At 37.9% G+C, this 16,419-nt stretch carries 14 protein-coding genes and 2 tRNA genes; all 16 read right to left on the bottom strand.

Annotated elements, in window-relative coordinates; genetic code table 11:
- Positions 1 to 82 precede the first annotated feature (82 nt).
- Positions 83 to 277: a DUF3272 domain-containing protein gene (locus tag QZ114_RS00150; protein ID WP_295498158.1), complete on the bottom strand. Its 195-nt coding sequence runs from the start codon at positions 275 to 277 to the stop codon at positions 83 to 85.
- 27 nt (positions 278 to 304) lie between these two features.
- Entirely contained in the window at positions 305 to 1,960 is a 1,656-nt protein-coding gene (gene dnaX, locus QZ114_RS00145; protein WP_295498156.1) for a DNA polymerase III subunit gamma/tau, read from the bottom strand.
- Positions 1,960 to 2,457: a GAF domain-containing protein gene (locus QZ114_RS00140; RefSeq protein ID WP_295498153.1), complete on the bottom strand. Its 498-nt coding sequence runs from the start codon at positions 2,455 to 2,457 to the stop codon at positions 1,960 to 1,962. Before QZ114_RS00140 ends, dnaX begins: the two co-directional genes overlap by 1 nt.
- A gap of 84 nt (positions 2,458 to 2,541) precedes the next feature.
- On the bottom strand, positions 2,542 to 3,744 hold the full coding sequence (gene rpsA, locus QZ114_RS00135; RefSeq protein ID WP_295498150.1) for a 30S ribosomal protein S1: 1,203 nt from the start codon (positions 3,742 to 3,744) through the stop codon (positions 2,542 to 2,544).
- 160 nt (positions 3,745 to 3,904) lie between these two features.
- Positions 3,905 to 3,976: transfer RNA gene (locus tag QZ114_RS00130), tRNA-Gln, on the bottom strand.
- A gap of 8 nt (positions 3,977 to 3,984) precedes the next feature.
- Positions 3,985 to 4,065 (bottom strand) — tRNA-Tyr (locus QZ114_RS00125).
- 49 nt (positions 4,066 to 4,114) lie between these two features.
- Complete coding sequence (locus QZ114_RS00120) at positions 4,115 to 4,345, bottom strand: DUF2969 domain-containing protein (RefSeq protein WP_295498147.1); 231 nt, start codon at positions 4,343 to 4,345, stop codon at positions 4,115 to 4,117.
- A 98-nt stretch (positions 4,346 to 4,443) separates the two neighbouring features.
- Positions 4,444 to 6,411, bottom strand: coding sequence for a peptide ABC transporter substrate-binding protein (locus QZ114_RS00115; RefSeq protein WP_295498144.1), 1,968 nt, complete (start codon positions 6,409 to 6,411; stop codon positions 4,444 to 4,446).
- A 19-nt stretch (positions 6,412 to 6,430) separates the two neighbouring features.
- Positions 6,431 to 7,453: a branched-chain amino acid aminotransferase gene (locus QZ114_RS00110; protein ID WP_295498141.1), complete on the bottom strand. Its 1,023-nt coding sequence runs from the start codon at positions 7,451 to 7,453 to the stop codon at positions 6,431 to 6,433.
- Positions 7,454 to 7,591: 138 nt separating this feature from the next.
- Positions 7,592 to 10,063: a DNA topoisomerase IV subunit A gene (parC, locus tag QZ114_RS00105; RefSeq protein ID WP_295498138.1), complete on the bottom strand. Its 2,472-nt coding sequence runs from the start codon at positions 10,061 to 10,063 to the stop codon at positions 7,592 to 7,594.
- A gap of 52 nt (positions 10,064 to 10,115) precedes the next feature.
- Positions 10,116 to 10,850, bottom strand: coding sequence for a CPBP family intramembrane glutamic endopeptidase (locus tag QZ114_RS00100; RefSeq protein ID WP_295498135.1), 735 nt, complete (start codon positions 10,848 to 10,850; stop codon positions 10,116 to 10,118).
- Positions 10,831 to 11,700, bottom strand: a complete 870-nt coding sequence (locus QZ114_RS00095; RefSeq protein WP_295498132.1) for an aminoglycoside 6-adenylyltransferase — start codon at positions 11,698 to 11,700, stop codon at positions 10,831 to 10,833. Before QZ114_RS00095 ends, QZ114_RS00100 begins: the two co-directional genes overlap by 20 nt.
- Positions 11,690 to 12,202: a hypothetical protein gene (locus QZ114_RS00090; protein ID WP_295498204.1), complete on the bottom strand. Its 513-nt coding sequence runs from the start codon at positions 12,200 to 12,202 to the stop codon at positions 11,690 to 11,692. Before QZ114_RS00090 ends, QZ114_RS00095 begins: the two co-directional genes overlap by 11 nt.
- Before the next feature lie 264 nt (positions 12,203 to 12,466).
- On the bottom strand, positions 12,467 to 13,162 hold the full coding sequence (locus tag QZ114_RS00085; RefSeq protein ID WP_295498129.1) for a hypothetical protein: 696 nt from the start codon (positions 13,160 to 13,162) through the stop codon (positions 12,467 to 12,469).
- Complete coding sequence (locus QZ114_RS00080) at positions 13,159 to 14,400, bottom strand: AAA family ATPase (protein ID WP_295498126.1); 1,242 nt, start codon at positions 14,398 to 14,400, stop codon at positions 13,159 to 13,161. Before QZ114_RS00080 ends, QZ114_RS00085 begins: the two co-directional genes overlap by 4 nt.
- A gap of 24 nt (positions 14,401 to 14,424) precedes the next feature.
- A complete protein-coding gene (gene parE, locus QZ114_RS00075) occupies positions 14,425 to 16,368 on the bottom strand; it encodes a DNA topoisomerase IV subunit B (protein ID WP_295498124.1) in 1,944 nt (647 codons plus the stop codon).
- Positions 16,369 to 16,419 lie beyond the last annotated feature (51 nt).

The raw sequence follows: 16,419 nt of genomic DNA, 5'->3' as shown, positions 1-16,419 counted from the left end.
ATGTTTAAAGCCCCATAAATATTCTTTACTAGTATAACAAAAAAAAGCCTAAAAGGCTTTGATTTTGTTTAGAACCTGTATGCTAGTCTTTTTCTTTCAGATGTTGATCAATAATATCAATAATCTTCCCCATAACATAACTCACACGGAAATTTCTAAAAAGTAAAATTCCCCAAAAAGCTGCCATCACATAACGTCCAGTCATCCATGATTCATTAAAAAAATAGGTCTCAGCAGCTGTAAAAAGAGCAATAATCATAAATTGTTTTTTATTCATAGAATTATTGTACCATGAAATCTTTCTTTAGTCTTCCTCTACCTTCATTTTATCAGCCAAAAATTCAAATCCTTTGGGAATTAAACTGTTCTCTGATTCTTTTTCTGGATGAGAAGATTTAGATTTTGCTGAAAAGGATGCCCGAACTTCTTTCCATTCATCCATAGAAATAGCTAAAATTTCAGGTGAAAATCCAGCTGCTTGACTCAAAATATTTCCAAACATAGTATTGAGGTTATCTCTCTTCATTGTTTGACCAGCATTAAAGTTAGATTCAAAGGCTAGAATGGCATGATTTTCATTAGCCGCCACTGGTTGGGAACCAACGAGAAGAGCCTTGTCTGGACCAGCTAAACTTTCAATAATCTCTTTCCAAGCATTCTGTAAGCGTATCAGATTTTGTCTCGCCAAATCAGGATTGTCAACAGCTTCTTGTAAAATTGCTTGAACCTTATTTCGATCTACTCTATAAACTGACTTGGTTGCTGTCGGTCGACTAGGAACTGAACTAATTTGCTGGCTACCTGCTCCTATATTGGCCAGTTCTTGTTTGAGACAAGCAACTTCTTGTTTAAGGGCAGCAATTTCACCCTCAATTGCAATTGGAAGAACAGGTTCAGACTTGATTTCCCCTAAGCGAATGGTCATCATCTCAGCGTATATCTTCGGTTGTAAACTCGCCTTCATATCAGCTAAGGACTTGGTTGCAAGAGCAATCATCTCAAATAGACTATCCTGAGAAATTGATAAATTTTCCTCAAAAATTGCACTATGATGAGTGTTTTCTCCCCCAGTTTGCACAATAAGTAAATCACGCAGATATTGAAGGAGATCAGTCACAAACCTTGTCATACTCTTCCCATTTTCAAACAGGAAATTTAAACATTCTAAGGCTTTTGAAATATCCTGCTGGGATAGAGCCACTACATAGTTATCCAAAGCCCTTAAACTGATGGTTCCTGTAATTTCTTCAGATATAGCAGTTGTCAAACAATTACCTTGCGTTAAACTCAGAGCTTGATCCAAAATAGACAAGGCATCCCTCATCCCCCCTTCTGCCCGTCTTGCAATAATTTCTACTGCTTCAGGCTCAGAGCTAATATTTTCTTTATCTAGGATATAGTGGATATGCTCCTTGATATCTTTTGTTTTAATAGACTTAAACTCAAACCGCTGTACACGAGATAAGATAGTTGCTGGAATCTTGTGTAATTCAGTTGTTGCTAGGATAAAAACTACATTTTGGGTAGGTTCTTCAAGGGTCTTTAAGAGGGCGTTAAAAGCACCTGTAGACAACATGTGTACCTCGTCTATAATATAGACTTTGTAGCGTGCTAAACTGGGTGCGTAAGTCGATTTATCTCGAATCTCACGAATTTCGTCCACACCGTTATTTGAAGCTGCATCCATCTCGATAACATCTTCAAGACTTCCATCTGTAACTGCTTGACAAATGTAGCAGTTATTACACGGTTCGCCGTCCACTTGATTGGGACAATTCATAGCCTTTGCAAAGATCTTAGCGACACTAGTTTTTCCTGTCCCACGAGGACCTGAGAAGAGATAAGCATGACTAATCTTTTCTTGTTCTACTGCTTGTTTAAGAGTCTTAGCCACAACATCTTGACCTACAAGTTGAGAAAAAGTTTGACTCCTATATTTTCGATAAAGTGCTTGATACATCAACTTTTCTCCTCAAACATACTAAAATCCCATTCTGTCTTTTCAAGTAAAATTTCGACAAATTGTTCTAAATAATCCCGGTCAATGGTACCATAGTCATATAGAAGACAAGAATCTAAATCTAATACTCCTAACAAACGACCTTTTTTGAGCATGGGAACAACAATCTCACTTTTGGCTTGACTATCACAAGAAATATAGTTGGGATAAGTTGTTACATCACCAACCAGAACAGTTTCCTGAAAGTGAGCTGCCTCACCACAAACACCCTTCCCTAGAGAGATACGAATACAAGATACTCCACCTTGAAATGGACCTAAAATCAATTCTGAGCCATCAAACAAGTAAAAACCTGCAAAAACAGTATTTGGTAAGCGAGACTTTAAAAGAGCACTAGCATTGGAAAGATTAGCAAGGACATTCGTTTCTCCTTCTAACAAAAAAGAGAGTTCTTGATTTATCATTTGATAAAGTGTTTCTTTTTCTGATTCTAACATAAAACTATTATATCAAAAAAGGATTGTAGAAAAAAGAAAAATCCTTTGTTTTAAAAACAAAGGATTTGTGAATTTTCAATTTGATTAAAGTTCGATATCACCGAACAAGTCAGCCATTGAGAATCCTGTTTGTGTTTCTGGAAGTTCAAAATCACGTTTTTCTTGACGTTTTGGACGACGTGGACGTGGTGCACGTTTTTCCTCTTTTTGTCCTTCTTCTTGTGCTGGACGTTCTTCAAGTGCCTTGATAGAAAGTGATACACGTTCTGCATCAGCGTTAACTTCAAGAACTTTAACTTGAACTTCTTGACCAACTTTAAGAGCTTCTTTTGGATTTTCAATACGTTTGTGTGAAATTTGTGACACGTGAACAAGTCCATCGATACCTGGCAATACTTCAACAAAAGCACCGAAATCAGTCAAACGTTTAACTGTTCCTTCTACTACATCACCTTTAACCAATTTTTGCTCCACACCATCCCATGGTCCAGGAGTTGTTGCTTTAAGTGAAAGTGATACACGGCCTTCCTCTTCGTTAAGGTCAAGAATCTTAACTTCAATTTCTTCACCAACAGTTACTACTGATTTTGGTGATACATTGCGTTCGTGTGACAATTCAGTCAAGTGAACCAAACCATCAACACCACCAAGGTCGATAAAAGCACCAAAGCTTGTGATACGTGCAACTTTACCAGTTACAACATCACCAACAGCCAATTTACCAAATACTTCAGCACGAGCTGCTGCTGTAGCTTCTTCAACAACTTCGCGACGTGAAAGGATAAAGCGGTTTTCTTTAGCGTCAACTTCTTTGATTTTAGCATCAAATTCTTGACCTACAAAACGCTCAGTGTTACGTACGAAACGAGTATCCAACATTGAAGCTGGGATAAATCCACGTACACCTTCAAATTCTACAGAAAGTCCACCTTTAACTGCACGAGTTCCTTTAACAGTAACAACTTCTTCTTCACGACCTACAAGTTTGTCCCATGCTTTGCGAGCTTCAAGACGTTTTTTAGATACAAGGTATGTAACTGTATCAGTATCTTTACCAACTACTTGACGAAGTACAAGAACATCCAATACTTCTCCTACTTTAACAAAGTCATTGATATCTGCATCGCGTTCGTTTGTCAATTCGCGAAGAGTCAAGACACCTTCAACACCAGTTCCAGAGATTGCAACGTTAGCTTGAGTCGCATCAACTGTCAATACTTCAGCACTAACAACATCACCAGTCTCAACTTGGCTAACGCTATTTAGCAAATCTTCAAATTCGTTCATCTAAAAAATCCTCCAACAATCAAGCTATTCTGAGCTTGACATACTTATAATTTTTTTCCTAAGCACCCGCAAGGACATGTTTATATCGTTCACGTCTTTCAATTATAAAAATAAAATATCCCTACGATATTTTCTTTTCATTTTGATTATTACCTAAGAACTGGGGTAGCTGGATTCGAACCAACGCATGAGGGAGTCAAAGTCCCTTGCCTTACCGCTTGGCTATACCCCAATGTGATATGGAGAGAGAGGGATTCGAACCCCCGAACCCGAAGGAGCGGATTTACAGTCCGCCGCGTTTAGCCTCTTCGCTATCTCTCCTAGAATCAACATGGATTATTATATCATGAAAATTTCAAAAAAACAAGACTTATTTTATTAAATTATAATTTTCAATTAAAATTTCCACAGCTTTTTCAAGTTTTTTATAAAAACTATCGACATTTCCATTCTTTATGATAGCAAATTGACCATCTAATTCGGCAATTTCTCCAATAGATTTTTTACCAATGGTTAAAATATAGCCTTCATAACTATCTTTTCCCACCGTTACTTTCGAATCCGCTAACTGAATTTCAATTTTTTTGTCTTTCTTACTCATTTCCTACCTCACTTCACTTGTTCTATTTTACAAGAAAATAGAAAAACTAGCAAGAAAAAACTCTATATCGGCTCATAGTGATATAGAGTTTTTTAGACTTATTTAATATGTTTTTCTAGTTCTTTTTGGTATTTACCATTTGATTCTAATTTTTCTTTTTGCCATTTCTTAAGAGCTTCTTCATATTCTTTTGAAGTGACAATATCTTTTTGCAATCTCATGCCTTTAAAGATATATGGATCTCCTTTAATTCCGACTTGAGAATAAGGTTTAGAGAACGGTACTACATTACTTACGACTGGTGAACCACCAGATGATGCTGTAGGCATCAAGAGAGAACTATCAGTCAACCAAGCCTGTGCTTTAGCATATTTTTCATAACGCTCTTCAAGACTGCTTGATTCTGAATCAGCTTCGTCTAATAATTTCTTATATTGATCCAAACCAACCTTAGCTACTACTTCTTGATCTTTTCCTTTAGTAATACCAAGGTGTTTCATAGCTGATCCTGTTTTAGGGTCCATGATGTTCAAGTAAGATGCTGGGTCTTGATAGCTAGGAGACCATCCTGTGCTGTTCAAATCATAATCTTTTTGAGCAGGAACTCGTGCTTGAGAAGTGATTGTTTCCTTCTCATTATCTGTCATTTGAAGAACGTCAACCACAACATTTTCTGCGCCAAGGGTAGATTCAATAGATTGTTTTAAAGAATTACTTTGTTGAACTGCAATTGTATCTGTCTGTTCAACCGGAACATCTAAATGAATTGGGAAAGTTACACCTTTTGATTCTAAATCTTTCTTAGCTTTTGCAAATGCTGCTTTAGCCTTATCAGGATTATAAATAGCATTTTTCCCGTCAACTAATTCAACTTCCTTCCATTGGTCTCCATAATTTACCAATTCTTGTTGAGCAATTTGACCAAAACTCTTGCCTGCTGACTGAACAAAATTGTCTGGAACAAGACTGTTACGAATAATCTTATCTGCTCCATCCTCACCATTTAACTGTGCAGCATATGAATGACGATTAAAGGCAAAGTTAATCGCTTGACGGAAGTCCTTATTCAGCATAGCCTCTTTAGTAGATGACTTTTGTTCTTCACTTGTTTTGGCAGTTTTATTATATGACTGGCGATTTACATTAAATGTGAAGTAATAACTTGTTGAATCTTGCGGACTATAGGTTATTTTATCTGCATATTGTTCTAGAGTAGAGGCAAAATTGGAACTACTTGGGAAGAGACGGGCAGTTGTATAAGCACCTGATGAAAAACTACGTATCAAAGATTCTTGATCTGATCCATCATAGTAGGTCAATTTGATTTTCTCAATTTTTACATTTTCTTTATCCCAATAATTTGGATTTTTCTCATATTCAATCAAAGATTTTGAAGTCAAAGTCTTTAAGAAATAAGGTCCATTATAGAGAATACCAGCAGGGGTAACTGCCCCATAGTCTTTACCTGATGCCTTTAGAAATTCTTCATTAACAGGCAACATGGTAGAAGTTGTCACTTTTGAATTCCAGAAACTTTCTGGTTTATTTAGAGTATATTCTACTGTGTAATCATCCAAGGCTTTAACACCAACTGTTGAGAAATCATTTGTTTCCCCAGTCATGTAGGCATCCAATCCCTTAATTGAATTTTGGATAAGAGAAACACCATCTGATTTACCGTCTGCTACGTGTTTTAACCCAGTTACAAAGTCATGGGCAGTCACTTCAGCATATTCTTCACCTTCAGAAGTATACCATTTGACTCCTTTACGTAGTTTATAGGTATAAGTCAAACCATCTTTTGATACTGACCAATCCTCAGCCAAGGAAGGAACTACATTTCCGTATTGGTCATTTTCCATCAATCCGTCAATAACATTCCCGATAATATCTGTAGTTGATGTGCGGGTAGCTATACTGTAGTCCAAGGATGCTGGATCCACTGCATAGACATAAGAAAATGTTGTTGGGGCATCTGCCTCTTTATTAGCTTTCCCACAAGCTGTTAGGAGAACTGCTGTACTCAGGAAAACTCCTGCTGTTAAGAGCCATTTTTTAGATTTCATAAAAATCTCCTTTATTAAATTAATCTACTTTTACAATCCAACCTTCTGGGGCCTCAATATCCCCAAACTGAATACCTGTCAATTCGTCATACAATTTACGGGTAACAGGGCCAACTTCTGTTTCGCTATAAAAGACATGGAAATCTTCACCATGTTGAATTCCTCCAATAGGTGAGATAACTGCTGCTGTACCGCAGGCACCTGCCTCTATAAAACGATCAAGATTATCAATTGGTACATCTCCTTCAATCGGAGTCAAGCCCAAGCGATGTTCTGCCAAATAAAGTAACGAATACTTGGTAATTGATGGCAAGATAGATGGACTTAAGGGTGTCACAAATTCATTGTCTGCTGTAATCCCAAAGAAGTTTGCAGAACCTACTTCTTCAATTTTGGTATGAGTTGAAGGGTCTAGATAGATAACATCTGAGAAATGACGTGACTTAGCCAATTTCCCTGGCAAGAGACTTGCAGCATAGTTCCCACCAACCTTAGCTGCACCTGTACCATTTGGAGCCGCACGGTCATATTCGTCTTGTATCAAGAAGTTTGTTGGAACCAAACCACCTTTAAAGTAATTACCCACCGGCATGGCAAAGATAGTAAAGATATACTCTTCTGCTGGTTTTACCCCTATAATGTCTCCAACACCAATCAAGAGAGGACGAAGATAAAGGGTTCCACCTGTTCCATAGGGTGGTACATATTCTTCATTCGCACGGACAACTGCTTTACAAGCTTCTACAAACATTTCTGTTGGAACTTGTGGCATCAAGAGGCGGTCACAAGTCCGTTGTAAACGCTTAGCATTTTCATCTGGTCGAAAAAGTTGCAAACTGCCATCTTTGGTACGATAGGCTTTCAAACCTTCAAATGCTTGTTGGCCATAGTGAAGACTTGGAGATGATTCAGAAATATGAAGAGTCGAATCCTCTGTTAATTCTCCTTTATTCCATTTTCCATTTTTAAAATGAGCAATATAGCGATAAGGTAATTTCATATAGGAAAAACCAAGGTTTTCCCAATCAATTGTTACGGTCATATACAACTCCTTATTCTAAAAAGTTATTTCTTTTATTCTACACTTTTTTTCTAAAATAGCAAGTATATTTTGTAATTTTCAGAAAATTTCTTCAATAAAAACAGAACCAGCTCTTTGAACTGGTCCTCATTGTTCGTTTTATTTATCTTCTTTAAAAATTTCTTTTAGATAAGCATCAAAAACTTCTTCATCTGAAATAGTATCAGAAATGAAGCTTCCGTTGCTAGTTCTTTCTGACAGATTCAAGTCTTGCAATCGGCTTTCATAGATTGTTCCTTTGTTGGATTGAACAAGCAGAGTTTGGTCGTTCTCTTCCACTTCTGTGCTGAAGAGATCACCGATGAATCCTTGTTCTACAACTGCTCCTGCTAAGAAGACACGATGTGGTTTGTTCTTCAATTCTCTAAGGACTTGAAGACCACGCTTGGCACGGCTGGTTGCTGGAATTTCCTCAATAGAGACACGTTTTAAACTACCACGTTGAGTCAAGAGGTAGAAAGATGAGGTGTTACAGATAAAGGCTGCCTGAAGCGCATCATCTGCTTTCAAGTTCATAGCTTTGACACCTGCAGCCTTGGCACCGACAACAGGAACCTCTTCGATATTGAAACGAAGGGCATAACCATTTTGACTAATCAAAAGAACATCATCTAGTTTAATCGGAGCCACTGCTACAATCTGGTCTGTATCGTCTTTGAGCTTAGCATACTTGACAGACTTAGACTTGTAGGTTCGCCATGGAGAGAATTCTTTGCGTTCTACGCGTTTGATTTGACCGAGACGAGTTGCAGTAAAGTAGGTTGTCGCATCATCAAACTGATCTACGACTTCCACATAGAGGATTTCTTCATTAGTTTCGAAGTTTGTAATGGTCTGACTCAGATGCTCTCCGATATCCTTCCAGCGAATATCTGCTAATTCATGAATTGGTCGATAGATGACATTTCCAAGAGTCGTGAACATCAAAAGATGCTGGGTTGTCTTGGCAGATTGAACAAAGATCAAACGGTCATCATCACGTTTGCCAATTTCCTCCAGCGTTGAAGCTGCAAAAGAACGTGGACTGGTACGCTTGATATAACCTGCCTTGGTAACGCTGACATAGGTATCTTCCTCGGCGATCAGACTAGCTGTATCAATCTCAATTGCTTTCGCAGTGTCTTCTAAGCTACTCAAACGCGGAGTCGCAAATTTCTTCTTAACCTCACGAAGTTCTTTCTTCATGAGATTGTACATGGTCCGTTCATCTCCAATGATAGCAGCAAGCATGGCAATCTTTTCACGAAGTTCTGCTTCTTCTTCCTGCAAAACAACCACGTCTGTATTGGTCAAACGATAGAGCTGCAAAGTGACGATAGCCTCTGCTTGCTCCTCTGTGAAATCATAGCTGACCTTAAGATTTTCCTTAGCATCAGCCTTATTCTCAGAAGCACGGATAAGAGCAATGACTTCATCCAAAATCGAAATCACTCGAATCAAACCTTCGACGATATGGAGACGTTTCTCAGCCTTTTCCTTGTCATAGCGTGAACGCGCTAAAATCACTTCACGACGGTGGGCGATGTAACTAGACAAGATTGGAACGATCCCAACCTGACGAGGCGTGAAATTGTCAATCGCCACCATGTTAAAGTTGTAGTTGATTTGAAGGTCTGTGTATTTGAAGAGATAATTGAGAACAAGCTCCGTATTGGCATCTTTCTTCAGTTCGATAGCGATACGTAGACCATCACGGTCAGACTCATCGCGAACCTCAGCAATACCAGCCACCTTATTATTGACACGAACATCATCGATTTTCTTGACTAGATTGGCCTTGTTGATTTCATAAGGAATCTCAGTGATAACGATTTGTTCCTTACCACCTTTTAGCTTTTCAATCTCAGTCTTGGAACGAACAACCACGCGCCCTTTCCCAGTTTCGTAGGCTTTCTTAATTTCATCACGCCCCTGAATAATACCTCCTGTCGGGAAGTCTGGTCCAGGCAAGAATTCCATTAGTTTATCTACCTTGGCAGTTGGGTGATCAATCATGTAAACAGCGGCATCGATGACCTCAGCCAAATTATGCGGTGGAATATCCGTGGCATAACCAGCCGAAATCCCAGTCGAACCATTGACTAAAAGGTTTGGAAAGGCTGCTGGTAAGACAGTTGGCTCTTTCTCGGTATCGTCAAAGTTCCAAGCAAAAGGAACGGTCTTTTTATCGATATCTTGAAGAAGGTAGCCAGCAATTTCAGACAAACGCGCCTCGGTATAACGCATAGCCGCAGGCGGATCTCCGTCCATAGAACCGTTATTACCGTGCATTTCAACCAAAATCTCACGATTTTTCCAGTCCTGTGACATACGAACCATGGCATCATAGATAGAACTGTCCCCGTGTGGGTGGAAATTCCCCATGATATTACCGACAGACTTGGCCGACTTGCGGTAGCTCTTGTCGAAGGTATTGCCATCCTTATTCATCGAATAAAGAATACGACGCTGAACCGGCTTCAAACCGTCACGAATATCTGGCAAGGCCCGGTCTTGAATAATGTATTTGGAGTAGCGACCAAAACGCTCTCCCATGATGTCCTCTAGGGACATATTTTGAATGTTAGACATAATAATTCTCTTTTTAGTGTTTTATTGTAAAGTAAATCTATATTTTATAAATTTAACTGTTTCTTTGTAGGTAGTGAGAAAAGAAGAGCAATCCTACTAATCCTAGAATGAATAAAAGATTAATTTTAATAACAAATAAGCTAAGTAGGGTATTAATTAGACCGTGAAAAATGGCGCAAAAAAGGACCGACTTTGTCTTTTTGAAAACAGCTGCTAGAAGAATACTGAGATAAATTGCAAATAGACTGAATAATATAAAAGGCATCCCACTTTGGGAACTTCCAATCACAAACCATAAAGGTACATGCCATATTGCCCAAATACAACCTGTTATCAAACCGGAAATCCAAAAGGAGAATCTAGTTTCCAAAGTTGGTTGCAAGATGCCTCGCCATCCCAATTCTTCTTCGCCACCATAAACACAGACTGCACTCAAAAAAACAACTAACAAATTTCCTAGTGGAAAAGCCGGATTAAGCTCATTAGATGAAAAAGCAATGACACCTGTCTGCACGAAACTTAGTAAAAGAAATAACAAAATATATTTCTTTGAGTCCCCTAAGATAAAAGAGACTATGCTTTTAATGGATTTTTGAGGCAAACAAGAAATGGCTGCAATGGTTGGACCGAAACCTCCTAGTAAATGGAGAAAAACTCCTAGTGGACTTGTTAGACTTAAGAGGCTCATTTGCGTCAGAAAAGCGAGCAATCCCCAACCAAATCCCCAAGAAATGAGAAAACTAATCAGTAAAAATTTTGTTATCTTATTATTTTGTAGATGTTTCATTTGTTTCGAGTCTCTCCTTAGCATACTCAATCATCTTCTCTGCAGTTACTTTGTCATAGTGGAAGCCGTTTTTGAGAGAGAAGACCTGCGCTTCTTTATGGAAAAAGTTCATGGTAGCCAAAAGAGACTTGGTGAGGCTTTTCTGGTCAAAAAAGTCAAGCAAGGCTGTAAATTCTTTCTCTTTCTCAGCAGGCAAATAGTTAAAAAGGTACTTATAGTTCTTGCCGATATCGACTTTCCCCCTATCACTTGCAACCAGCCAAGCTAAAATTTTCAGGAGTTCTTGTTGACAAATGCCATAGAGATGATCGGTCGCATAAATAACTTGCTTACGACAGATTCCTTTGACCACGTAAGCTGATACCCACCAAAATTCATTGCAGACTTTTTTAAAATCTGTCTGACTAGCTGGATTCGTCCAGTAGCGCTCTAGATTTTGAGAATAGGGTTCAAATAAATGTTCTGGATCTTCTAAAACAGTGAATCCTGCCTCACTATCCACCCACTCTTTGATGTGCTCTTTTGGGCAAAGAGTCAAATCGATACGGTTACCGTCTTCAAAAAGCATAAGATTTAGACGACGATGGTCAAGAGCAACCTCTTGCTCAATAATGCGTTTGCCAAACTGGTCCAACCAAGAAAGATCCCTCATCAGATTATCTAAATCGTCCACGACATAGACCACATCGTAGTCCTGAAACTCATCTTTTGAAGCTTTTGTATCCGTTCGTGAACCAGATAAAGCGACAGCCTCGACTTTTAGACTTTTTGCGGTTTGTAAAATTAGATCAAACATTTGCGCTTCACTTCTATGTTGTCTGCACATATCTTTTATAGAATTATTTTTCATTGCCGTCTTGCTCCTCTTGTTTTTGGATGCCTCGTATTCTTTTCATCTCAAGTTCGCCTACAATGAATTGGATAGTTGAGCAAATCCCTAAAACGATTAAAATAAAATAAAACAAATTCATATCGTTTCTATGATATATTTGAAAACTTCTCCATAATACAAAAGTATTTACTAATGAAAGAAGGAAAAGTAAAATAGCATTGAATAGGAGTGTTATAGCAAACTTACTCTTAAAATACCTATAATGTTTTCCAATCCGATAGAGAGTATATAGTGAAAAAACAATCATCAAAGGGGTGAACGCAAGTGCATAAAATAAGATAAACCTTATTCCTGAGTATGGTTTACTTTCCATTGGTAGATCTAATAGCCAGATACCAATAGTGAGGATATTCAATATAAATAAGGATACTGTGCGAGCACACTCTTTTCTACCTTTATCGGTCATTAAGTCATATATAATTCCAAAAACGGCCAAGAGAACAAGGAAAAAAGGTATTATTAATAATGTAATCAATGCTACGCCTCCAGTGGTTTTAGCGATTATGTACAGCTTTGAAACTGCTCATCAGAAAAACAATCGTTCATCTTTTGTTCAAAAAACTCTCGCTCGATTTTCTGCCAAACAGAATTTGCTCCAAAACGCTCCGTCAGAAAATCTGGTGACCTCACTTTAGCCCTAGTGAGCTTGTCAGAAAATCTGATGTACTGAGAATTTTTGTTTTACGACTAGTATAAAATATTCCTTTTAAGGATATGAATATCTTTATAAATAATCCTCTTTTGTTAGTTCTCGCTGAACTCTAAGTAACTCAGTATCCGAAAAGAGTTCGTCAATCGTAATCACATAACAAGTTGGAATATACTTCTTTATTATTTTTTTGCATTCTTTAGGAATTCTCGGATCTTGCTTCAAAAAACTCATATAAGAGTCTAGAATTTTTTTTAAATCCATATACTTAAGAAAAGTAAGTTCATCAATAATTTTTTCGTCAATATAATCATAAAACTGCGGACTAATTTTCAAATCTTTTTTTAAAGCGAAACGGTCTTTACAGTCTGTATTTTGTATTAGCCTATGTCTAATAGTTTTTTCACTTCTAAAATGATTTTTTAAAATTCTTTTAAGAATTGTTAGATATGAAGCTAAATCATCATGATAAATCAGGATAATATTTTCTATACTATAAAAATCTATCTGATAAATTCTTTCCAGATCTTCTTTTAAAAAATCACCATCTATTACTCCGTAAAAAGCGCTGTTTTGGGACACTTTCCTTTTAATATTTGAACAAGGACCACCATTTTCCAATGTATACCTTCTAAATAATGCTATATTTTGATAATATTTTTTATTTATTTCTCCTTCAAAGAATATTTTCTTATCAGAGGAAGGCAACATTTCTTCAGCTAAGTGATTTAATTCCACAATATTTAAATTAGAAAGCGATATCTCTGTCATAGCTCTAACCTTTCAAAATCATTAGCAATACAGTCTTTAAAAACGTATGGTGCATGAGTTGCTAAAATAATTCTACTACCTTTTCTTTCGCACAAATATACTAAGTCATTAATAAGTTTTGATTGAAAGTTTAATGATAAAGATACTTCGGGCTCATCAATTAGATAGATATTTGCTTTCTCGAATAAAACTGATAGAAATAATTTTATTATCCTCTTTTCTCCTGAAGAGAGTTTCTCACAATCTATAACTCCCGAATTCTTTTTGACTTTAATTCTACCAGATTGAATTAAAATCTCTAATCCTCCATATCCGGTTGACAATAATTTATTGGCAATAATAATATTATCTTGAATTTCTTTTATTTTATTGGTTATACTTTCACGAGTTATTTTAACTATATCTTCCTTTTCAAAGAAAGTAAAACCATACTTCTCTATGTTTTTTTTGATGTTTTCATCAATTTTATTCATTATAACATCTAAATTAGTATCGGGTGATATATAACAAGTATCATTGCGATTTAATGAATTTTCAAGTTCTTTTTGAAATACCTTAATAGATTTTACTTTCTCATTATTTTCTTCTAATTCTCTATAATGAGCATCCTCCAAAGTTCTCAATAAATATTCATTAATAGTCAAAGACTCTCGAATATACAAAAAAACATCTCTTTCATCTGCGAGCCCATTAGTAGTAGAATAGAAACCATGTGGAATATCATTCCTTAGTTTCTTTAAAGTTAAACTGCACGTCCTGAATATCCGATCCACCTTTATTAAATTGTTTATTTGCCTACGGTTTCCTCTCCCACTTTCTGCGATTTGTAACAATAATCTCAATTCATCTAAATGTCGGCTCAACAGTTCTTGAAAAACAAATGAAATTCCACTCAATTCTCTAAGTACTAAATATAAATCATTTAGCGCAAATTCTATAGATTTGACATATTTGGTTAAATAACTACTCTCTAATTTTTTATTCTTGAGTAAAGACAATTCTGTAAAATCTTTTCCATCAATTTTTAAAGTCGATAAATTCAATTCTTCTACTAAATTAAAAATCTTACTTTGGAATTCAATACTTGCAATCTTATGCAAATTATCAATCGCAGTTAATATTCTGGTCTTTCCTCGACCATTATTTCCATAAATAACAGTATTTTTAGATAAATCTATATTTCGATGTTCATTCATTACATCCTGTGGAACATCTTTAAATGAAAATTCTAATTTCAAAATATTTAAATCCTTTCATCATCCTTAAAACACTGTCGCTTCTTCCAGCGTAAACTTAACGTTATCTTCAATCCACTTACGGCGTGGTTCGACTTTATCTCCCATGAGGACATTGACGCGGCGTTCGGCGCGAGCTAGGTCTTCAATGGTGACACGGATGAGTGTACGGGTTTCTGGATTCATAGTTGTTTCCCAGAGTTGATCCGCATTCATCTCACCAAGTCCTTTGTATCGTTGGAGGGTAGCGCCTTTACCGAACTGCTTGCGGAGTTCTTCTAGTTCACCGTCCGTCCAAGCATAGGCCACTTCTTCTTTCTTTCCTTTTCCTTTGGACATCTTGTAAAGAGGTGGAAGGGCAATATAGACATGTCCCGCCTCAACAAGCGGACGCATGTAGCGGTAGAAAAATGTCAAGAGCAAGGTCTGGATGTGGGCACCGTCGGTATCCGCATCGGTCATGATAATAATCTTATCATAGTTGGCATCTTCAAGAGAGAAGTCTGCTCCAACACCCGCACCGATGGTATAAATCATAGTGTTGATTTCCTCATTTTTGAGGATATCCGCCATCTTGGCCTTGGCTGTATTGATAACCTTACCACGAAGAGGTAGGATAGCCTGGAATTTACGGTCACGACCTTGTTTGGCAGAGCCACCGGCAGAATCCCCCTCGACTAAATAAAGCTCGTTCTTAGCAGGATTCTTAGACTGGGCTGGTGTTAATTTCCCAGACAACAAGCCCTTGTCTTTCTTATTCTTCTTACCATTTCGGCTCTCATCACGCGCCTTACGTGCCGCTTCGCGAGCATCACGGGCCTTAATAGCCTTGCGGATAAGGTTAGAAGCTAGTTCTCCATTTTCCATGAGGAAGAAGGTCAACTTATCCGCCACAATGCCATCCACAACGGGACGAGCAAGAGGGCTTCCCAGTTTGTCCTTAGTCTGGCCCTCAAACTGGAGGTGTTCTTCAGGCACCAAGATAGAAAGAACGGCAGCAAGTCCCTCACGGTAGTCTGAACCTTCAAGGTTTTTATCTTTTTCCTTGAGAAGCCCCGTCTTACGAGCGTAATCATTCATGACCTTAGTAATAGCAGACTTGAGTCCTGTTTCATGCGTTCCGCCGTCCTTGGTACGAACGTTATTGACAAAGGACAAAATATTATCTGAAAATCCATCATTGTACTGGAGGGCTACTTCCACTTGAAAGCCATTATCCTCACCTTCAAAGTAAAGAACTGGCGTCAAGGTTTCCTTGTCTTCGTTGAGATAAGAAACAAAGTCTTGTACCCCATTCTCATAGTGGAATTCAATCGCTTCATCTGTTCGCTTATCCGTTAAAGACAAGGTAACATTTTTCAAGAGAAAGGCTGATTCATTAAGGCGCTCTGAGATGGTATTGTATTTAAAGTCTGTCGTCGAAAAAATCGTCGCGTCAGGCATAAAAGTAACCTTAGTACCTGTCTTAGACTTGGGTGCTGTACCAACCTTTTCAAGAGTTGTAACAGGCTTGCCCCCATTTTCAAATCGTTGTTTATAAACCGTTCCGTCACGGGTAATTTCAACTTCCAACCAGCTTGATAGGGCGTTTACAACGGAAGATCCAACCCCGTGGAGACCTCCTGATGTCTTGTAGCCTCCTTGACCAAATTTTCCTCCTGCGTGGAGAATGGTAAAGATAACCTCAACTGTTGGGATCCCCATGGCGTGCATTCCAGTCGGCATTCCACGACCGTGGTCTTGCACCGTCAAACTGCCGTCTTTGTTTATAGTCACATCGATACGATCACCAAACCCAGACAAGGCTTCATCGACCGCATTATCGACGATTTCCCAGACTAGGTGATGGAGGCCCGCACCATCAGTCGATCCGATATACATCCCTGGACGTTTTCGGACCGCATCCAACCCTTCTAGCACCTGAATGGCATCATCATTATAATTGTTAATATTGATTTCCTTTTTTGACACAAGGAACCTCCTATTCGTTCATCTTTACTATTCTACAGGTTTTCCAAGGAT

The sequence above is a fragment of the uncultured Streptococcus sp. genome (assembly GCF_901875575.1).
Taxonomy (GTDB): domain Bacteria; phylum Bacillota; class Bacilli; order Lactobacillales; family Streptococcaceae; genus Streptococcus.
The sequence above is the reverse complement of the archived record's forward strand: the minus strand, read 5'-3'. Positions and strand labels throughout refer to the sequence as shown.